Raw genomic sequence first — 20061 nt, 5'->3', positions numbered from 1 at the left:
GACTCCTAAAACAGGTCATTAATCCCTTCTGGCCATAAACAATGTCGACCTTCTTTTTTAAGCTTGTTTTGGGCTTTTCGTCGTATAGCAGGATCGATCTTAAAAATAGCTATTTCGATCTTGTCTACTAAGTCTCTAAAGTTTCTTTCGAATTGCTGTCTATTCGAGTGATTTGCAAGAGAGTCGTTTACAGCCTCTTTAAAACTCATCAAGCACCAAATATCTTCGACTTCTTCAAGGATCACTTGGTTGGGACAGCTAAAGCATTTCAAGATATCTGAACAAGCTAGGTGCTCGACATCTAAGTCTTTTGGGCTGAAGTTCATTTTTCTTCTGTAGCTACCAGCTTGGGTACCAAAGGGGTCTTTGCAACCAGAACCTATGATTGTCGCCTGTGGTTTCTTTTTAAATGATGAGTATTTTTCTAGGAACTCGTCATATGGAAGTACCTCAACTTCCAGTTGTTGCTTCGCATAATTTTTTGACTCAGCTAAGTCAGAACAACGAGCAACTGCTTCTAGCGTATGAGCAGCAGCCTGTAATTGCTTCTTGTTTTCTATGGGACTGCCTGTTGTGTAATGACGGCTTAATGTTTGAGGAGTGTTGCCGAGTAGGTTTGCGACACCAATTGCATCTCCCGTTAAATCCAAATAACGAGCACTACCTGAAGCTCTGAACCTTTTAGCCATTGGTCGTAGTGGTTTCCCGTAATCATCAATTGGATTGAAATATTCAAGCAGCCAATTGGTTATGTCACGAAGGTTTGAGGATTCAAGGGCGGTAGCCTTTCCTCTACTAACCTTAAAAAAGAGGTGCTCGCTATCAGGGGCTATTAGGTTACTGAGGTCTAGAAGCTTTCTGATGAATCTTAGTGCATGTTTAGGGACATGCTGACTGTTGTTTTCACCAATCGAAATAGTCACATACTTGTTAGCTCTGGCTTTAAGTATGCTTTGAGAATATACGATATTATCACTCAGGTCTGACTGCTTAAATTTTTTCATTTTCAGAATGGTAGTGCTATTGCCCCATGTGTAATACGACATCAAGAAGTATCCCAGTGTGAAGCACTTAGTTATTGCTCCAGCGACTTGGCAGTTGCGACCTTTAAGCTGGATAGATGCAAACTTATCTCTTGGCTGGGCGTTCAGGTAGAGAGGGAGGTTGGAAGCTATTTGCTTATAAAGCTGATTGAAAAGTGGTTGGATAAGCTTCAGAAGAGTTTTTATCTCTGTATCTGAATAAGCTTCTGTTGGGTTTGACTCTCGGCGGAATAGCCCATGAGGAGAGAACCACTTTTCGACAGGGTAGCCCAAGAGCTTTAATAGGCATCGTATTGCGCTGTTATGCTTTTGTGCTGTATTTACAGGCATGCTTCCTAGTCTAACTTTTTCAATGAGGTGCTGCTCCCAAGCATTCGCGGCCTCCTCTGATTCGGGGTTGAGCATCCGGTTGTCTGTAAAATTTATATATCGAGTTAAATCATGGAAATAACCAAACTTCGTCTGGTCAGAATATTCTTGGTTTCTTCCCAGGGTATCTGCCCACTTGTGAACTAGCTTGTCGCGGTTAGCGAATTTTGCCTTTTCAATTTGTTTTTTTGGGGGAACTCCAAGGTAGCGAAATCGATTGAAATCAAATGACTGATATTTAGATATACCGATTTTGAGGCTTACTACCAATTCTGGATGGTGTGTTATTTCATTCATATATTGCTTCCTCTAGTATTTGGTCTAAAAAACTAGTGGCATTCTGAACGCTCTTTTCTCTCTCCAGATAGTCTACATATCTCCATATGGTGCTTTCGCTGTTGTGCCCCATCCAGGCCATCATTTGCATAACTGCATTCTTTTGTAGTCCATACTCAAGCAATGAAGATAATCGGTAGGTGCAGTAAGTTGCTCTGAGGTCATGAGTTCGGTGTTTAAACTGCACGGAATGATTTACTTCTATGCTTTTTTTTAGTCGTCGGAAAGATTGCTGTACATTGTTTGTGTTGAATGGAGTTCCATTTTTTGTAACTAGCAAGAATGGGCTTTCTTTTCCTTTTAGGCGTTTCTTTCGCCTAATAGATGTTGCGTAAGAGTGGAGTAAAACAGCTAACTTTGCTGGGATTTCTACTTTTCGCTCTTTACTATATTTCGTAACAACGCTGTTTGCGGGTCCTATCGCAACTTCTTTGTATAAGCCTACTCGGAGTTCATTAAGGGCAAGAGAATGGGGGAAAGTACAGGCTTCATTAATTCTTAGCCCAGAGTGAATTTGCAATAACTGATGTAACACAAACTCAATGCCAAAGTTGGTTAACTCGAGGGCGTATAGTCGAACTTCTTCTTTACTTAATGGATTCAATGACTGAATGTTTGCACGTTTTGGAACTTTAATACGTAGGTCTGTACTTGTTACAAGAAACTGAGGACTTAGATGTCTCATCATCCCCTGGTTCTGCACTTTAACCAGCTCATACTCAAATGGTTTAGCGTGCTCAGTCACATGTAAGAGTCGATGGGCAATACACCATTCATAAAATTTGATGACATGAAGCATGTACAAGGATGCGGTAGAAAATTGAATTTCACCATTTCGAGCACTGCTGAGTAAATCATCATTTCTAAAGCGGTAGGTTGGACGTAGATATTTCGTAGATGGAAAATCATCCCATCTCAGTTGTTTCGCTTCCAAAAATTGCCAGTATCTTTTAATCGCTCGAACTACAGAGTTTAAATCTTTGGATCTCCGGATATTTACTAAATAGTTCATCCATAGGTTAACAGGCATCAAGTATTGATGATCGGAACTATAGAAGGTTGGAAACCCCTTTAGTGCAATGGAAGGGGTATCTGGTGATGCTTGCGGGTATATTCTGGGAACATTAACTGGTGATGAGTCAACGACGTAAACCATAAAAAATACCCTCAAAAAAGATAAGACTTTAATGAGGGTAGTTCAGTTTTCCAGACTATGAAAATCTACAGTTTAGTTTTCCATAAAAAGATCTACATAGTAACAAATTCCTCAGAACCCGTTGGGTGGATCGCGACGACGGAGTCAAAGTCGGCTTTGGTTGCGCCCATCTTCATGGCAACACCAAATCCCTGGATCATTTCATCAACGGTAAATCCAATCCCATGCAGACCGACAATGGTTTCTTCGTCACCAGCACAGATGAGTTTCATTTTGCAAGGTTGGCGGTGTTTAGTGACAGCGGTATACATCGCGGTAAAGCCAGAGGTGTACACTTTGATATTGTCTTTGCCGTATTTCTCTTCTGCTTGCTGCGTGGTTAAACCAATGGTGCCGATCGGTGGGTGACTGAACACGACGGTAGGAACAAGCTCGTAATCCATCTTAGCGTTGGTTTTACCGTTGAACAGACGCTCTGACAGTTGACGTCCGGCTTTAACCGCTACAGGGGTTAGTTCTATTCCGCCTTCCATAATGTCGCCGACACAGTAAATGCCATCCACATTGGTGGTTTGGTACTCATCCACTTTGATGTAGCCGCGCTCGTTAGTTTGTACACCAGTTGCAGCAAGGTTTATCGCATCGGTTGCAGGATGGCGACCAATCGCCCAGATCAGCTGATCCACATTGTGCGTGTTGCCGTTTTCTAGGTGAAGAGTCAGGCTACCGTCGGCTTCCTTAACCACTTCTTTTGGTACGGAATGAGTGTGAAGCGTTGGACCCTCTGCTTCCATCACTTCAACCAAGGTGTCGATGATCATTGGATCGAAGCTGCGAAGCGGGGATTCTTTACGGCAGAACAAATGGGTTTCAGTACCCAGTGCGTGCAATACACCGGCAATTTCCACAGCGATGTAACCTGCTCCAATTACCGCAACGCGTTTTGGTTGCTCTTGCAGCTCAAAGAAGCCATTTGAGTCAATACCATGCTCAGCACCAGGAATGTTTGGAATGCTTGGACGTCCGCCAACGGCGATCAATATATGGTCGGCGGTATAATGCTCACCATTGACTTCAACAGTGTTTGCGTCGACAAACTTAGCAAAACCACGGATCACATTGACTTTATTGTTGCCTAGGACACGGTCGTAAGATTCATGAATACGGCCAATATAAGCTTGGCGACTTTCAACCAATTTACTCCAATCAAAGCCTTTGACTTCAACATCAAAGCCGTAATCTTCTGAGTAAAGGTTGATCGCTTCGGCAACTTGCGCGCCATGCCACATGACCTTTTTCGGTACACAGCCTACATTGACACAGGTGCCACCGAGATCTTGGGCTTCAATCAGCGCAACTTTCGCACCATACATCGCCGCACGGTTTGCCGAGGCTATGCCTCCTGAGCCGCCACCAATACAGATATAATCAAAATGTGTCGCCATGTCCTTTCTCCCAGTCAAGGCTATGTTTATCGAGTGTAAAAGAATTAATTGGGGAGACGGGGTAGGTTTTCAAGCCCCGCCTGCTTAACTTTGCCGTAAGCTGTTAGTCTGTTCAGTTATAAGATAAAAGTGATGGTGTGTACGATACCCACTTGCGCGCAGACCCCACTTTTGATCATAGTTATTCCGGAACCACCCACTCAACGTTAAAGTGCCCGGTAGCCGGAGCAATCACCTCTTTAAGGTAAGGCAGTATTTCTTGCATTTGGCCTTCCAGCTTCCAGGGAGGATTAATAACGATCATCCCCGATGCGGTCATACCTCGCTCGTTTGTGTCAGGGGAGACGCCTAACTCAATCTGTAAGATTTTGCGAATACCTAGGCCTTTCAATCCCTCAAGCATATCGTCAATGTCGTAGCGATTTACCACTGGGTACCAAATGGCATAAATGCCGGTGGCCCAGCGCTTGTGACTTTGCGCTATTGCGGTAACGACATCCCGATACTCTTTGGCCAATTCGTAAGGTGGGTCTATCAACACCAAACCGCGACGCTCTTTAGGGGGCAAGCTTGCTTTTAACCGAGAAAACCCATCTTCTTTATAGATGCTTACTTGTCTATCACGATGAAACTCTTGCTCTAGAAGTGGAAAGTCACTGGGGTGCAGTTCGGTTAATGTCATGCGATCGTTGCGACGAAGCTGCGCTCTCGCGACACGTGGTGAGCCCGGGTAATAACGGAGTGAACCATCTTTATTAAGAGCTTCAACGCTTGATAAGTAGCTGTTTAGCGCATCGGGTTTGTTGGGCGCAAGCCAGACGCGTTCAATACCTTGTTTGTATTCCCCCGTTTTTTCGGACCATTCGTGGGTGAGGTCATAGCGCCCAACTCCCGAATGAGTGTCATGATAAACAAAGGGCTTCTCTTTTTGTTTTAGTGAATCCAATATAAGGCTTTGAACAATGTGTTTTACCACGTCGGCGTGATTGCCAGCATGAAAACTGTGACGATAACTGAGCACAGGCGCTCCTAAAGCGTAAAGACGATGGCACAGATTATACGCCACTATTGATTTTTCACCACAGCGTCTACATTGTATGTAGTAGCCCATCCATTCATCGACTATTGCACGATGTTATTTGGAAAAACAACTGGATAAGGATTCTCTATGTCAAACCCTCTGCTAAGCATCACCGATCTCCCTCCCTTTTCGAGCATAAAGCCAGAGCATGTTAAACCGGCAGTAGAAAAAGCCATTGCCGATTGCCGCGCCACAGTAGAGCGTGTGCTCGACAGCAACCAAACACCGACATGGGAAAGCATTTGTGCGCCACATTTAGAAACCGAAGACACATTAAGTCGTTTGTGGTCGCCGGTCAGTCACATGAACTCTGTACTGAACAGCAACGAATTACGTGAAGCTTACGAAAGCTGCTTGCCTTTGCTGTCGGAGTACAGCACTTGGGTTGGGCAACATAAGGGTCTGTACGACGCGTACAAAAGTATGCATCAGTCCGAAGACTTTGCCACACTGCCTCAAGCGAAGCAGAAGACCATCACTGATATGTTAAGAGACTTTGAATTGTCGGGTATTGCTTTGCCCGCCGATGAGCAGCATCGCTACGGTGAAATCAGTAAGCGCTTGTCCGAGCTTGGCTCGCAGTTTTCCAATAATGTCCTCGACGCGACTATGGCGTGGAGTAAGCACGTCAGTGACGTTAAAGAGCTGTCGGGAATGCCTGAGTCGGCATTGGCGGCAGCAAAAGCGGCGGCAGAGGCCAAAGAACTTGATGGTTACCTTCTAACATTGGAGATGCCGTCTTATATTCCTGTGATGACCTATGCCGATAGCAGCGAATTGCGTCAAGAAATGTATGAGGCTTTTGTCACTCGTGCATCGGATCGTGGCCCTAATGCGGGAGAATGGGATAACAGCGAAATCATCACAGAAGAGCTAAAGTTGAGACATGAAATCGCTCGCTTACTTGGATTTTCTTCGTACAGCGAGAAGTCTCTAGCGACCAAAATGGCGGAGACACCAGAGCAAGTCTCTGGTTTTCTCAATGATCTAGCTAAAAAAGCCAAACCTCAAGGCGAACGTGAAGTTGAAGAGCTTCGCGAATTTGCCAAGCAAACATTTGATGTGAGTGAGCTAAACCTTTGGGATATTGCTTACTACAGCGAAAAACAAAAACAGAAATTGTTTAGCATTTCTGACGAGCAATTGCGTCCCTATTTCCCTGAGCAGCGGGTGGTTTCAGGGCTGTTTGAAGTCGTGAAACGTGTCTTTGGCATGCAAGTTGTCGAGAGACAAGGCGTCGATGTCTGGCACGAGTCGGTAAGGTTTTTCGATATCTTCGACAGCCAAGACGAGCTGCGAGGCAGTTTCTACCTCGACCTTTACGCCCGCGAACACAAGCGTGGTGGTGCATGGATGGATGAGTGTCGAGTACGCCGCGAAACACTCTCTGGTGAGATCCAGTCGCCCGTGGCGTATTTAACTTGTAACTTCAATAAGCCAGTCGGAGATAAACCCGCACTGTTTACCCACGACGAAGTTGTAACGTTATTCCATGAATTTGGGCATGGAATACACCATATGTTGACCAAGATTTCGGTAGCGCCGGTGTCTGGGATTAACGGGGTACCTTGGGATGCGGTAGAGCTTCCGAGTCAATTCTTGGAGAACTGGTGTTGGGAAGAGCAAGCACTAGCCTTTATCTCAGGTCATTACCAGACTGGCGAGCCACTTCCTAAAGAGATGCTCGATAAAATGTTGGCCGCCAAGAACTTCCAATCGGCGATGTTTATTTTGCGTCAGCTCGAGTTTGGTTTGTTTGATTTCACCTTACACAACGAGTACGACCCTGAGGTTGGAGCCAAGGTACTAGAGACATTAGCCGAGGTAAAAGCCAAAGTGGCCGTGCTGCCAAGTCTAGAATGGAACCGCTTCTCGCACAGCTTTAGTCATATCTTTGCCGGCGGATACAGCGCAGGGTATTACAGCTACTTGTGGGCGGAAGTACTCTCTTCTGATGCGTTTTCACGCTTTGAAGAAGAAGGCATCTTCAATACAGAGACTGGGCAAAGCTTTTTGCAAAACATTTTGGAGATGGGAGGCAGCGAAGAGCCAATGGAGCTGTTTAAACGATTCAGAGGACGTGAGCCGCAGATTGATGCCATGTTGAGACATGCGGGCATTGCTGCTTAATTGTTAACGAGTAAGAAAAGTGAAAAGTCGTTGAGACTTTTCACTTTTCATTTAACGCTACTTTAAGGCTCGACGTTTCGATTGATGGGATTTTGCAGTGAGATCAGTGTTTCGGTTGACTGCACTTCGTCAATGGCCTGCAACTTATCGATCAACACGTACTGCAGCTCTTCAATAGAGCGGCACATCAATTTGACAAAAATATTGTATGCCCCTGTCGTATAATACGCTTCAACGACTTCATCAAGAGCGTTGAGCTTTTCCAAGGCCGAGTGGTAATCGCGGGCGGCGTTCAGATTTATGCCGATAAAACAGCATACGTCATACCCCAGTTTTTTAGGATTCACCAAAACCTCTGTTCCTTCAATGATCTCCGCCGCTTTCATTTTTTCGATTCGAACGTGAATGGTTGCAGGGCTGACTTCAAATTGCTTCGCCATTTCAGCGTACGGAGTGCGTGCATCATTCATTAAAGTTTTAAGAATTTTCTTATCCAACTCATCTAAGCGAGGATGACGATCCATGGTGCGATGCTCTCTAGGTGACGACAATAGAAGCTCTAGGGTACACTTGCAGGCAAACCCGAGCAAACCTCAAGTGACTGGATTGAAAATTCGCCTACATGCTAACGATGTTGAGCAGCAGCAACGACTCACCCAATTGGCCCAAAAGTGGCAGTTGTGCCACGACGATACGGCGCTTTTCCAGCTGCAATATAGCTCGGATGAGCCCGCTAAGCTTGAACTGGTTAAACGAGATGAACCAAAGCTTGGCGCGATCAGTGTCGACTTTGTTACCGGTGCGGTCGCTCATAGACGTAAGTTTGGCGGTGGAAAAGGTCAATCTATTGCGAAAGCAGTAGGGCTAAATAAAGGTGTAACACCTACGGTTGTGGATGCAACGGCAGGTCTGGGTCGGGATGCGTTTGTATTGGCGTCATTGGGATGCACCGTACAGATGATTGAGCGCCACCCTGTGGTCGCTGCGCTATTGGATGATGGGTTAGCCCGCGCACGCAATGATAGCGAGATTGGCGAGTGGGTGACACAAAGACTGTCTCTGGTAAACGCATCGAGTATCGAGCAGCTTGCAATAGAGTCACAGCCTCGACCAGAGGTGATATATCTTGATCCGATGTACCCGCATCCAGAAAAAAAGAAATCGGCTCAAATCAAAAAAGAAATGCGCGTCTTCCAAACGTTGGTGGGAGCCGATCATGACGCAAGTTTACTGTTGGAGCCTGCATTAAAATTGGCGACCAAACGTGTTGTGGTGAAAAGACCTGATTATGCCAATGTACTCGACGGTAAAGCCCCCTCAATGTCGATAGAGACCAAGAAAAATCGATTTGATGTCTATGTACTCGCTTCGATGAAGTGATGAGTCTAAGCCATATTTAAACCGTTCCTCGCAGCAGTACTTGCATTATCATCAATTTGCAATACAATCGAAGTAAGAATCATTCTTAATATCGTTTGGCGTTGGTGTAGGTGAGTTGTATGGCCAAAAAGCTGTGTAAGTACAGAAAAGAGGTTGTGGCCCAGTTGGGCGAGATAGAATCGCTGGTCTCGCAGCCACAGTTTGCGTGTAAAAGTTGCGCCCGCGTTGCTAATAGCGCTGAAAACCTGTGCACCGCAGTGCCTATGGGAATGGCTTTAGAGCGCCCAGTATCTCTTGTAGCGGCCAATCAAACGTTCGATATTGAACACGATGCCGTGCAACATTTTACCCCGCCTTCTGCGCCGGAACTGACGCTGTTGAACAGCAAAAAAACACCTAAGACGTCCAAAAAGCAAGCGAAGAAGCTTAAGAAACTTAGAAAACAAGTCGCCAAATCGGCCAAGAAACTGGCTAAAGCGCAACGACGTTTAATTAAAAATAGTGGAACTCCACAAGCGCGCCCAACCCCAGACCAAGCTAACCCAGCCACAATTGCTAGGCTGCATTAAGTCTGCGGTTTCGACGCCGCTCTCTATTTGAGGGTCAGTGTTTGATCGGTACTATCAGCATGTCGACAGGGGTTGAGTTGATCAGTTGTCGAGTCGATGACACGATTCTGCTCCAGAAGTCTTGATGATGTCCACACACCAGCAAGTCCACTTTACGCTCTGAAATTGCCTCAACAATTTCATCACTGAACTCCCCATGACTGACTAACGTATGTTTAACAGGTACGTCCGCTTGTTGAGCAAGATGTTGCAGCTTTTCGTGAGCGGCAGCATTGGCATGGTTTTGGGTGTCTCGCATATTCAGGTCAATTAACCCGGTGTACAGCTCAGAATGGTTAATATCAATATGAATGAAAGAGACCTCAGCGTTGACTTCTTTGGCCAAATTGACCGCTTTATGAATAACAGTTTGGCTATCGTCGGTTAAATCAACCGCGACTAAAATGTGTTGGTAGCTCATAGTGGCATCTCCCAATGATCAATAACCTGCAATACTTTAAATCCTAGCAGCTTTTGTTTTTTGTAAGCATTGTATGTGCCTCATTTTGGGCTAATTATTGCAAAATTTGACGTTCATTTGATGCAGTTCAAATTGGCTCAGCATTTTAGTTAGTGAGTAAATTTGCCTTCTGCGGCCCTCTCAAAAAAGTGATATAGTGTCCCTAATACAACATTAAAAGGAGTCTGTCGTGTTGTCTCAATCTATGGTCGAAAAATTGAATGAGCAAATTAATCTGGAATTTTTCTCATCCAATCTATACTTACAAATGAGTGCTTGGTGTGAAGATAAAGGTTTTGAAGGTGCTGCAGAGTTTTTGCGCGTTCATGCCGCCGAAGAAATGGAGCACATGCAGCGTCTCTTTACCTACGTAAGTGAGACGGGCGCATTACCCATTCTTGGTGCCATCGAAGCCCCAAAACACGACTTTATTAGCCTTGGTGATGTGTTCCGCGAGACTTACGAACACGAATGCATGATCACCGAACGCATTAATAAATTGGCTCACGTCGCGTTTGAAAGCCAGGACTACTCAACCTTTAACTTCTTGCAATGGTATGTTGCTGAGCAACATGAAGAAGAAAAATTGTTTAAAGGGATCTTAGATAAGCTAGAACTTGTGGGTGAAAACGGCCAGGCGCTATTTTTTATCGACAAAGATTTAGCGGCAATGGCTAAACAAGGATCGTCTTCAATTATGGATGCGTCGGCGGCAGAGTAGCTAACATAAATCTCTGCTGATCTCTTACCGCGTATCTGTGAAGATGTAGGGAGGATAAGATGATCAGCGGCGATTTAATCATATTTACATTATTACTTGTTACCACCATCAACTTCAGTCGTTACGTAACCAGTTTGCGTGCGCTCCTGTTTCTCATGCGAGAAGCTCACCCTTTGTTATATCAGCAAGTCGATGGCGGCAGTTTTTTCACAGCCCATGGCAACGTCTATAAACAGGCACGCCTTTTTCATTACCTAAAACACAAAGAATACAGCGAGCATCATGACTCTGACTTTGTTGCGAAATGCGATAAGGTACGAGAGCTGTTTGTGGTGAGTTGCGCCTTGTTGTTGGTGACCTTATTCGTGACTTTAGTGGTCATTTAGTACTTTAGTAGGTAAAGGCTTAAAATCGAGAACCCCTCGTAATGTTTGGTTGGCTATCATAGAAGCGCGTCTACATGTAGGGACACAAATATGATAGATAAGTTTGCATTGCTGTTTTCAGTCACCGGGGTTCTAGTGACTCTCTGGTTGATGTTTACCAATACCGATTGGTCAAAAGACAATAAGAAGTCAGACGTCAAAGGTAAAAAACGCTGATGTCTGATCTGCTGATTGTTATGGTCATTATTGCTTTCGCTATTGTTGGGATATCACGCCCAGCTGTGGCTTATGCCGGCTACATTTGGGTAGACATCATTACTCCTCAAAACATACTGTTTGGTTTTCTAGCAGGACAGCCAGTCTCTTCTGTTATGGCCGCGCTTTTGTTTCTCTCCTTGTTGTTCAATGCCAATAAACTCGCTGCTCCTCGTTCGGCATTCATTCCCGCCGTAATTGTGATATTTTCGATCTGGGTTACCATCACCACGTTTGCTCTCGCGTTATTTCCAACGGCGGCTGCTAACAAGTGGGATTGGGCGATAAAATCCATATTAATGACATCCATTGGCATGTTCGTGATTCGTGATCGACGCGATTTGAATATGTTTCTATGGATATTGTTCTTCTCGTTTTGCTTTTACGTGATTGCGGTTGGAGCAAAAACAGCCGCCGGTGGCGGAGGTTATGGACGACGTTTAGTCTCGGGAGGGAATAACAGCGGATGGTCAGAAAGTTCAATGCTCGCGTTAACCGTGCTTATCGTGATCCCGCTTAATAAACATTTGCGAGAGCACTACACCTTTTTTCCTCCTCAGTTCAAACGACCATTTTTGTGGTTTGGTCTAACGCTGCTGGCTGTATTCGCGATGATCGGTACAACAGCGCGCAGTGGCTTGATCACTTTAGCGGGGTATATAGGTTACCGTAACCTGTCACCATCACGGATGTTGTTTTTTGTTCCAATCATCGTTGCGTTTTCGATTGTGTCAATAGGCTTTATGCCTGAGCATTGGGTCGAGCGGATGATGACCCTAAAAGACATTGAATCAGACAGTTCGGCGATGGGGCGTATCGTAGTTTGGTTGTGGACGTTTGATTTTGTCGCTGACCATTGGGCTGGTGGTGGGTTTGATGCGTACCGCGCTAATCATGGACTGCTTGGCGATTACCATGAGTCATTTAGGAATTATCTAGGGATAAAAGCCTTCCATAATTCTTTTATAGAAGTGCTTGGTGAGCAAGGTTTTTTCGGGTTGTTTTTGTACGTGAGCTTACTTTTTCAGTCGTACAGGCTTAATAGAAAAGTGTTAAAAACAGCGCCAAAAAATAGCTATCATGCATCCCTCGCTCAATGTCTCAATAGTATGCTAGTCATGTACTGTATTACAGGTATGTTTATCGGCGTCGCGTACCAACCTTTGCCATTTATTATCATTACTCTGTGTGTTATCAACTACTCGGTGTGGCAACGTGAACAAGAGTCGGTAGAGTCCACCTTGAGCATTAATAAACTTCCCCTCAATAAACGTAAGCAAGCACTGATGCAACAACGAGGTAACTCACAGTTTTAAGTTCTGCTATTATTGCTTCTTTTAAAAGGCTCGCAGATGTCGAGTCTGATAGGTGAAGAGATAAGTCGTGGAAAAATTTGATGTGGTTATCATCGGTGCCGGTGCCGCTGGATTGATGTGTGCTGCGCAGGCGGGCAGGCGTGGACGCAAAGTATTAGTGATTGACCACGCGAAGCGCCCCGGACGAAAAATCCTTATCTCTGGAGGCGGTCGATGTAATTTCAGCAATTACGAGGTCTCGTCTCACAACTTTATTTGTCAAAATCCTCACTTTGTTAAATCGGCGCTGTCTCAGTACACCAACTGGGATTTCATCTCGATGGTGTCAAAATACGGAATTGAGTTTGAAGAGCGCGATCACGGTCAGTTGTTTTGTGTCGACTCGGCAAAGCAGATCGTCGACATGTTACTAAAAGAGTGTCAGCAACCCACAATCGTTCAGCGTTATCAAACCGCAGTCACGCACATAGAAAAACAGCCCAACGGCTTTACACTCATGGCCAATACACAAGCCGTTGAGTGTGAGTCACTGGTGATTGCAACGGGCGGGTTGTCGATGCCAAAACTGGGTGCAACACCGTTTGGGTATAAAGTCGCTGAGCAATTTGGCCTAGAAGTAAAGGCAACCACAGCCGGACTTGTTCCCTTTACTTTGCATACGCACGATAAAGAAGCGCTGTCTGAGTTGTCAGGCATTGCCATTCCATGCGAGATGGAAGCGCAAGATGGCACTGTATTTAAAGAAGCTCTGCTGTTTACGCACCGCGGCCTATCGGGCCCGTCGGTGCTGCAAATATCGTCGTATTGGAAGCCAGGTGAGGCTATATCGATTAACCTCGTTCCGGATCATGATATTCAACAGTTGTTGGATAGCAGTAAAGAGATGCACCCAAATCAGAGTCTAAAAAACACCCTAGCGAAAGTCTTACCAAAACGTTTAGTGGAAGCCTTAATTACGTTAGAGTTATTTGCGGATAAGCCACTTAAGCAATATACAGTGTCGCAGCTACAACAAGTTGTACATACCCTTGAGCACTGGACCATCAAGCCAAATGGAACGGAAGGGTATCGCACCGCCGAAGTGACTATGGGTGGAGTAAACACCGATCATCTTTCCTCCAAAACCATGGAGTGTAAGCAAGTCTCTGGGCTGTATTTTGTGGGCGAAGTGATGGATGTAACAGGTTGGCTAGGCGGCTATAACTTCTCTTGGGCGTGGTCGAGTGGCCATGTAGCAGGCCTAAACTGTTAAGGTTTGTGTAGAGACAATAAAGTTTGCCCGTAAGCAATAAAGTTTGCCCGTAAGAGCGTTTTGAGATAATAAAGTTTGCCCGTAGTGACTGCTGTTACTATGATTAGACTAGGCAGACTTTGTTGGATTAAGTATGGGGCGTAGCCGAAAAATCGAGTCGTTGGATGATTATCGACGGCACTTAAAGAACAAATACGGTATAGGCCAAGGCGTTAACTACAAGCCTTGGCTTAGGATTCAGGATGTAAAATCTAAAGGTAAACGCTCACTGATTTATGGTAGGAAATCTCAAAGAGACCATCATATGATGTCCTCGATAGAAAGTGAGCACTTTTATCTTGCTGAGTTTTCGAGCCGTGTAGTTGATATCAGAGAGCAATTTCCTCTCTTCCCTCTAAATTTTACGCAGAAAGTTGCTAAAACCCTTGGGGTTAAACACCCTACCCACCCTAATACGAAAGAGCCGATTATCATGACAACGGATCAGTTGCTCACGATAGACTCTCCTCAAGGCACTACATATCATGCAGTTTCTGTAAAACCTGAAGATGACTCGGGTGATCTACGCGTCCTTGAAAAAATAGATATTGAGCGAGTTTGTTGGGAATTGCTTGGTGTTAAGTTTAGTTATTTTACGGGAAATGAACTAACGAGAGTTCAAAGCGGTAATCTTCACTGGGCTACATCCCCTTTTCGCGAGAACCCGAAGGTCTTTTCCTGTGATCAGGTTGATTGCGCTCTCTCTGTTTTGGCGACAGGGCAGTACTTTATTGAAGATCTATGTAATCAGCTAATCTCAATGAACATAACATCTAATGATGATGCTTTATTGTTAATTCGCTTCCTCATAGCCGATAAATTTATTGATGTTGACCTATCAACTAACATCTCTGAATCTGGGCTTATTAATGTGAAGTATGTAGCTGAACAGCCAGGAGGTATTTTATATGGAGCTTCCTAGAAATAGCGTTTGGAATGTGAATGATTCGGATCTGCTTGAAGATGGGCTCTATCGTTTGTTGGAAATCATGCAGGATATTGAGTCCGTCATTTTATTCTCGTTAGAAGTTGCAACGGTAAGACCTATAGCTGTTTCACTAGAAGGTTTCATTGAGCTCGTTTCTAGCCGTAAAGCTAAAAAAGACCGCTATGAATTGCCAGCTTACCTTTTAGTTGATGAAGAGAACGTTCCGGTTGAACATATTGAGCGCCGAGATAAAAATTATAATTTAATTAAAGGTGTTATATCAGATAGTACTTTTCTTTTTGATTATGCGACGAAGAAGCGCTCACCTCAACTTGCTGAATATTCAAAAAAAATTAATGTTGACCGCAAGACTTTAGCTCGACTACTTTCTCAATTTTGGCGAAATGGGCAGGACAAAATGGGCCTGTTACCCGCATTTTCGAAAAGCGGGGCTTCTGGGCGAGAGCGGACTCCAACAACGACACCACTAGGTGCACCGAAACAACCAAGAACTATAGCTGTTGATAGAGCTGCTAAGTATATTGTGAGTGATGATGACAAAAATAAATTCAAAAGAGCGTTAAAAAAATACTACCTTAAAGAGTCAGGTCTGACACTAGCAAAAACCTATGGCAACTTGCTCAAAGATAGCTATTCAAATGAGATAAATTTGGCTGAGGCCTGCGGTAGGCCGCCTTTAGTCCCAACCCCAAAGCAGTTTAGTTACTGGCGAACAAAACTATTTAGTAAAGAAGAAATAATCAAGCAACGAACGTCAGAGAACGACTTCCTCAGAAATAAAAGAGGGGCTTTGGGTAGCATTACAGATCGAAGCTATCTGCCTGGTGTTCACTTTGAAATTGATGCAACCGTTGCTGATGTGCATATCGTATCTGAACTTGGATCTCAGTATGTTTTAGGGCGACCGACGATATATATCGTAGCTGACAGAGCGAGTCGAATGATAGTTGGTATGCATGTATCGCTCTATCATGCTTCTTGGCGTGCAGCACGTCAGGCATTAGCTAATAGTTTCATACCTAAATCTACTTACTGTAAAAGCTTTGGCGTAGATATTGAAGATTCAGAGTGGCCTTGTGCTCATATTCCTAAAGAGTTGGTCTGTGATAATGGAGAAATGATTGGAGTCCAACCAAAGAAAGCGTTGACTCCAATGACGCAATTATCATTTACTCCCCCATATAGGCCTGATTGTAAAGGGGTAGTAGAGAAACGATTTGATATTATCAATAAAGAAGTACTTCATGAGTTACTTGGTACAACGAGAGGTGGGCAGGTTGTACGAGGTAGTCGAGATCCTAGAAAAGATGCGATCTATACACTTAAGGAAGTTACAGTTGAAATAATAAAAGCGGTACTGGAGCATAATCGTTCAATTCTTGATGGTTTAGCCTTTTCTAGCCCTTTACTTATTGAGAATGACCTATCTCCGACCCCTCTTAACTACTGGAAAATACACCTCGCAAAGCATAGGCATGAGCTTCAGTCAGCTAATAGTGATGAAGTTATAGCGAGATTGTTGCCGTCAGCTGAAGTCAGCATGACTCGAAGCGGAATATATTTTAATGGTATGTATTATACATGTTCAGAAGTTGAAGAACTTAATTTGGCATCGGTCGCTAGGTCATCTGGGCGCTGGAGACTAGAGGCGCGTATTGATGAAAATACAACGAATTACATCTATGTTCGCTTAGATAAAAACAAGGAGTTCATTAGGTGTAACTTGTTGCCTAGAAGTCGAATGTTGGGTGATAAGTCTATGTATGAATCTGACTTTATACTGGATTGGCTTGATACTAAGAAAGAGTTAACACCAATATCAACGACCTCAATTGACGACCATAAACATCGCCAAGAAGTAACCCGTCAAGCAAAGAAAAGAAGCAAAGATGCAGATAAGGTCTCTTTTAGGGATAAAACTGCTAATACTCGTCAACGTCGAAAAGAAGAGCTAGAAGCCACCACCAATATGATTGCATCAACTTCTGAACCTTCAGCCATTAACAAAGAGTCTGCTCCCTTGTCTACCAGTAACAAAGTAGTTCCATTACCCAAAGGCCCTAAAAGAAGAACGAGTAGAGGTGAGTCATGAGAATTGAGTCTGCAGTGTATCAAGATGCAATTCTTCCAGAGCATTGCGGTAATCCGATTATAGAGGCCCTCCCAGCAAAAAAAGCTTGGGTAAGCGTTATGGAAGATTTTAGTAATTACCCAGATTTGTCGGAAGAAATAGCTGATCATCCTGATCCATTAGTTCGTGATGAGTACCTAAATCGTATTGAAGAGATTAGGCAGCCACTGACTGACTATGAAGCATGTTTCCGCGCTGTTGAAAGAGCCATAAAAAAGGGTTATTCGGCCAAAAATCCATTAAGTCCCACAACTGCTCAATATTTGCATTATTTGGTTGATGAGAGACCCGATATTGAACCGAGAACAGGGTACTTTCAACCTAAAGGGGATGGACTGACTCTAGTCGGTGAAAGTGGTGTTGGTAAAACCTCTATGGTTGAGCAAGTTCTAGAGTATTTTCCGACCGTAATTGTGCACGAATCATACAAAGGCCAGCGACTTGACATAGGAAAACAAGTTGTCTGGATAAAAGTGGACTGCCCAAGCAATTCTAGTGTGAGGGATCTGTGTGAAGAGATCCTTTCAACACTAGATTTGACTTTAGAGAGAAAAAGAACAAAACCTGCAGGGACCATCGGGGAACTCATTAGACAATTGGAGCGTTCAATCAAATCGAGTTTTCTGGGCATGCTCGTGATTGATGAAATGCAAAACTTAAAGTTTAAAAGAACTGGTGGTGAAAATAATTTATTGAGGTTTTTGCATCGACTGATGAACAAGCTAGGTGTTCCACTCTTCTTTGTAGCAAACCCTCCGTTTGATCAGTCTTTGATTAAAGAGCTCAAAGCCGCACGACGAGCTGAAAGCGGCTACCACCATACAATGTCTGTTTTAACTAGGGACAGTGCCTCGTGGAATGCGTTTATAGATCAACTTTGGCAGTACCAATGGACAAACGTTTACACAGATCTTACTGAAGAGCTGAATGACGCTCTTCATTCTTTGTCTGTTGGTAATATCGATATGGCAAGTCGCACTTATAGAGAAGCCCAGCGTTTAGTTATTGGCTCGGATGATGAACGCATTACACCTGCGACTTTATCTGCTGGTAATACGGTTGCTTGCGGTCTTTCAAGGCAGACAGAAGAAGTGGACAACTTAAAAGCAGCTTTTACTCGTTTACCCAAAGGTAAACGACGTAACCCTCAGAGTAACGAGGAAGCAATTGTTAAAGTTGTTGATAAAACAGGTGATGTCACCAAACCACAGCACCCAGAGTTTGCCTCTAAGCTTATAGAGTTGGTAGGAGCTGTAGATTTGCAAGAAAGGATTAAAGACCCTGATTTATTTCAACAAGCAGCTGACTTAGAAGACCCTATGGGCTACTTAAGGTCTCGTAATATTGTTCTGGACGATCCCCTCTCGGAGCTGTCCTATACTTAGTTAAGGAAAATTGCTATCAAAGAAAGAGGCTCATCATGCGCTTACCAAAGGCATTACCAGATGAGTCTTTATATAGTCGTATCTGCAGAAGCTATATTATGAGTGGCTTATCCAAGGGCCAGTATTTTCAAGTTGTTTTTGATAACCATAGAGCATCTGTACACCCATACTTGATAGCTCGATTGGGGTTACTCAGTAAAGTCTTTGATGAGTCTGCGGAAAACATGTGGCTGCATCAAACACTAGCACCACTATTTGCTCACTTCTTACCTAATCATGCACCAAAAATAAGAGATTTAGATATACGGCCAAGCCAGTTAACTCGAGCTTGTCAGGTAGTAACCTTTAGAGAAAAGGAACATCTCAACATAAAGTACTGTTCAAGATGTGCTGAACATGAAATTCATAAATACGGTGTTTCCTATTGGCACTGTGCCCACCAAGTCTCAGGTGTTGAAGCGTGTTCAGTGCATGGAGTTTGGTTAAATCATATAGCATTGCAAAATCGAAATCACTTGACCATGTCTCTGCTTCCAAAAGCTGATGAGGAAAGCTCTTCATGTCCAGATGTCGCGGCAAGCTTTGCAGATTTTTGTTGCACATATCTGCATAATATTAGGATTGGGGATTTGTCACCCCCAGCCAGAGATAGAAACTTCAAGCTCAAGGCAAATGGTTCAGTTACACAATGTGGACGTATTAGAAGGAAACGTATCTGCAAAGAGCTACATGAGCTGGCAACACAAATTTTACCTAATAATCACTATTTACTTCCTAGCTCTACTGAGGATTTTTCTTACTGGAGTGCTGTTTTGTCCGGAAGCGATAACCAACATCCTTTCAAGCAGCTAATTTTGGACTTTTATCTCAGAAGACCTATAGAGGGGCATCGCATCAAGCCTTCACTTAAAGCCGATTTTAAAGGTCGCTCTGCTGAGCTTGAAGTGAGTTGCTGTGATTTCTTGAATCAAGGTTTATCTATGGCTGAGGTGAGTCGAAGGTTAGGTAAGAGTCGTTGTTATGTAAAAGGTATAGCTCTAAGAAATAACATACCAGTGAATCTCAAACCTCGAGTGATTACTGATGGGCTTAAAAGGGATGTTATTAGTATGGCTCGCAAAGGCTTTCACCGCCAAGCGATTACAAGAAAGCATCAAGTTTCAGAGGGTAGTATTGAACTCATTATCTCCACAACAGAAGGGTTGGTGGAGTGGCGCAAGCTATGCAAGCGACAATCAATGTCACGCCGATATAAAGCTCAAATCACAAGATACCTACTTTCGAATCCTCGGGCGAAAATAAAAAACGTTAAATCTAAGTGTGAAGCTGCTTATTTTTGGCTGTATAACCATGAGAACGATTGGCTTAAAGACCACCTACCAGCCCCACAAGAATTTCAGTATGTTAATAGCGTAGATTGGGTGCAGCGCGATAACGAGCTTTCAAAGCAAGTAGCTAAAATTCTATCTAAATCCACTCGCAAGCTATCTCGAACAAAGTTAGATTGTGCTCTTGGAGGGCACGGTTGGCTCACATCAAAACTTGAAAAAATGCCAAAGACGAAAGAGCTACTTAAGAAGAATAACCTGCTCAGTTCAAATGCTTAGGGTTGGCGACCT

18 protein-coding genes are annotated in these 20061 nt (G+C 44.0%); 12 read left to right on the top strand and 6 right to left on the bottom strand.

Annotated elements, in window-relative coordinates; all coding sequences use genetic code 11:
* Positions 1-5: 5 nt before the first annotated feature.
* The 4 genes from ST37_RS05095 to ST37_RS05080 form a co-directional block, all read right to left on the bottom strand.
* On the bottom strand, positions 6-1709 hold the full coding sequence (locus tag ST37_RS05095) for a hypothetical protein (protein ID WP_084884345.1): 1704 nt from the start codon (positions 1707-1709) through the stop codon (positions 6-8).
* Positions 1702-2904, bottom strand: a complete 1203-nt coding sequence (locus ST37_RS05090; RefSeq protein WP_084884343.1) for a site-specific integrase — start codon at positions 2902-2904, stop codon at positions 1702-1704. The genes ST37_RS05095 and ST37_RS05090 overlap by 8 nt, the downstream gene beginning before the upstream one ends.
* 92 nt (positions 2905-2996) lie before the next feature.
* Positions 2997-4349, bottom strand: a complete 1353-nt coding sequence (gene gorA / locus ST37_RS05085) for a glutathione-disulfide reductase (protein ID WP_084884341.1) — start codon at positions 4347-4349, stop codon at positions 2997-2999.
* A 181-nt stretch (positions 4350-4530) separates the two neighbouring features.
* Positions 4531-5370: a 23S rRNA (adenine(2030)-N(6))-methyltransferase RlmJ gene (locus tag ST37_RS05080; protein WP_084884339.1), complete on the bottom strand. Its 840-nt coding sequence runs from the start codon at positions 5368-5370 to the stop codon at positions 4531-4533.
* A 147-nt stretch (positions 5371-5517) separates the two neighbouring features.
* Between ST37_RS05080 and prlC the strand changes: the two genes are divergently transcribed.
* A complete protein-coding gene (prlC, locus tag ST37_RS05075; RefSeq protein ID WP_084884337.1) occupies positions 5518-7560 on the top strand; it encodes an oligopeptidase A in 2043 nt (680 codons plus the stop codon).
* Positions 7561-7622: 62 nt separating this feature from the next.
* Here prlC and asnC read toward each other — a convergent pair whose 3' ends face one another.
* A complete protein-coding gene (gene asnC, locus ST37_RS05070) occupies positions 7623-8084 on the bottom strand; it encodes a transcriptional regulator AsnC (RefSeq protein ID WP_084884336.1) in 462 nt (153 codons plus the stop codon).
* Positions 8085-8166: 82 nt separating this feature from the next.
* On the opposite strand from asnC, the gene ST37_RS05065 reads away from it, so the two are divergent.
* Entirely contained in the window at positions 8167-8940 is a 774-nt protein-coding gene (locus ST37_RS05065) for a class I SAM-dependent methyltransferase (protein ID WP_084884434.1), read from the top strand.
* A gap of 119 nt (positions 8941-9059) precedes the next feature.
* A complete protein-coding gene (locus ST37_RS05060) occupies positions 9060-9509 on the top strand; it encodes a hypothetical protein (protein WP_084884334.1) in 450 nt (149 codons plus the stop codon).
* Between the two features lie 34 nt (positions 9510-9543).
* On the opposite strand, the gene ST37_RS05055 is transcribed toward ST37_RS05060, so the two are convergent.
* Positions 9544-9969, bottom strand: a complete 426-nt coding sequence (locus tag ST37_RS05055; protein WP_084884333.1) for a universal stress protein — start codon at positions 9967-9969, stop codon at positions 9544-9546.
* 229 nt (positions 9970-10198) lie between these two features.
* Between ST37_RS05055 and ftnA the strand changes: the two genes are divergently transcribed.
* From ftnA to ST37_RS05015, 9 genes are all read left to right on the top strand, one after another.
* Positions 10199-10729, top strand: a complete 531-nt coding sequence (ftnA, locus tag ST37_RS05050; protein ID WP_084884331.1) for a non-heme ferritin — start codon at positions 10199-10201, stop codon at positions 10727-10729.
* A 59-nt stretch (positions 10730-10788) separates the two neighbouring features.
* Positions 10789-11115 (top strand): universal stress protein UspB, encoded by a 327-nt coding sequence (uspB, locus tag ST37_RS05045; RefSeq protein WP_084884330.1) that lies wholly within the window; start codon positions 10789-10791, stop codon positions 11113-11115.
* 90 nt (positions 11116-11205) lie between these two features.
* Positions 11206-11331 (top strand): hypothetical protein, encoded by a 126-nt coding sequence (locus tag ST37_RS20345; protein ID WP_277922132.1) that lies wholly within the window; start codon positions 11206-11208, stop codon positions 11329-11331.
* A complete protein-coding gene (locus ST37_RS05040; RefSeq protein WP_084884328.1) occupies positions 11331-12686 on the top strand; it encodes a putative O-glycosylation ligase, exosortase A system-associated in 1356 nt (451 codons plus the stop codon). Before ST37_RS20345 ends, ST37_RS05040 begins: the two co-directional genes overlap by 1 nt.
* Positions 12687-12753: 67 nt before the next feature.
* Positions 12754-13938: an NAD(P)/FAD-dependent oxidoreductase gene (locus ST37_RS05035; protein WP_277922131.1), complete on the top strand. Its 1185-nt coding sequence runs from the start codon at positions 12754-12756 to the stop codon at positions 13936-13938.
* Between the two features lie 133 nt (positions 13939-14071).
* Positions 14072-14899: a TnsA endonuclease N-terminal domain-containing protein gene (locus ST37_RS05030; RefSeq protein ID WP_084884326.1), complete on the top strand. Its 828-nt coding sequence runs from the start codon at positions 14072-14074 to the stop codon at positions 14897-14899.
* Positions 14886-17018: a Mu transposase C-terminal domain-containing protein gene (locus tag ST37_RS05025; RefSeq protein WP_084884324.1), complete on the top strand. Its 2133-nt coding sequence runs from the start codon at positions 14886-14888 to the stop codon at positions 17016-17018. The genes ST37_RS05030 and ST37_RS05025 overlap by 14 nt, the downstream gene beginning before the upstream one ends.
* Complete coding sequence (locus ST37_RS05020; protein ID WP_084884322.1) at positions 17015-18442, top strand: ATP-binding protein; 1428 nt, start codon at positions 17015-17017, stop codon at positions 18440-18442. The genes ST37_RS05025 and ST37_RS05020 overlap by 4 nt, the downstream gene beginning before the upstream one ends.
* A gap of 35 nt (positions 18443-18477) precedes the next feature.
* Positions 18478-20049 (top strand): TnsD family Tn7-like transposition protein, encoded by a 1572-nt coding sequence (locus tag ST37_RS05015; protein WP_084884320.1) that lies wholly within the window; start codon positions 18478-18480, stop codon positions 20047-20049.
* The last annotated feature ends 12 nt before the right edge of the window (positions 20050-20061 follow it).

The sequence above is a fragment of the Vibrio sp. qd031 genome (genome assembly GCF_002100145.1).
Classification (GTDB): Bacteria; Pseudomonadota; Gammaproteobacteria; order Enterobacterales; family Vibrionaceae; genus Vibrio.
Note: the sequence above shows the minus strand (reverse complement) of the source record. Positions and strands in the feature narration are given on the sequence as shown.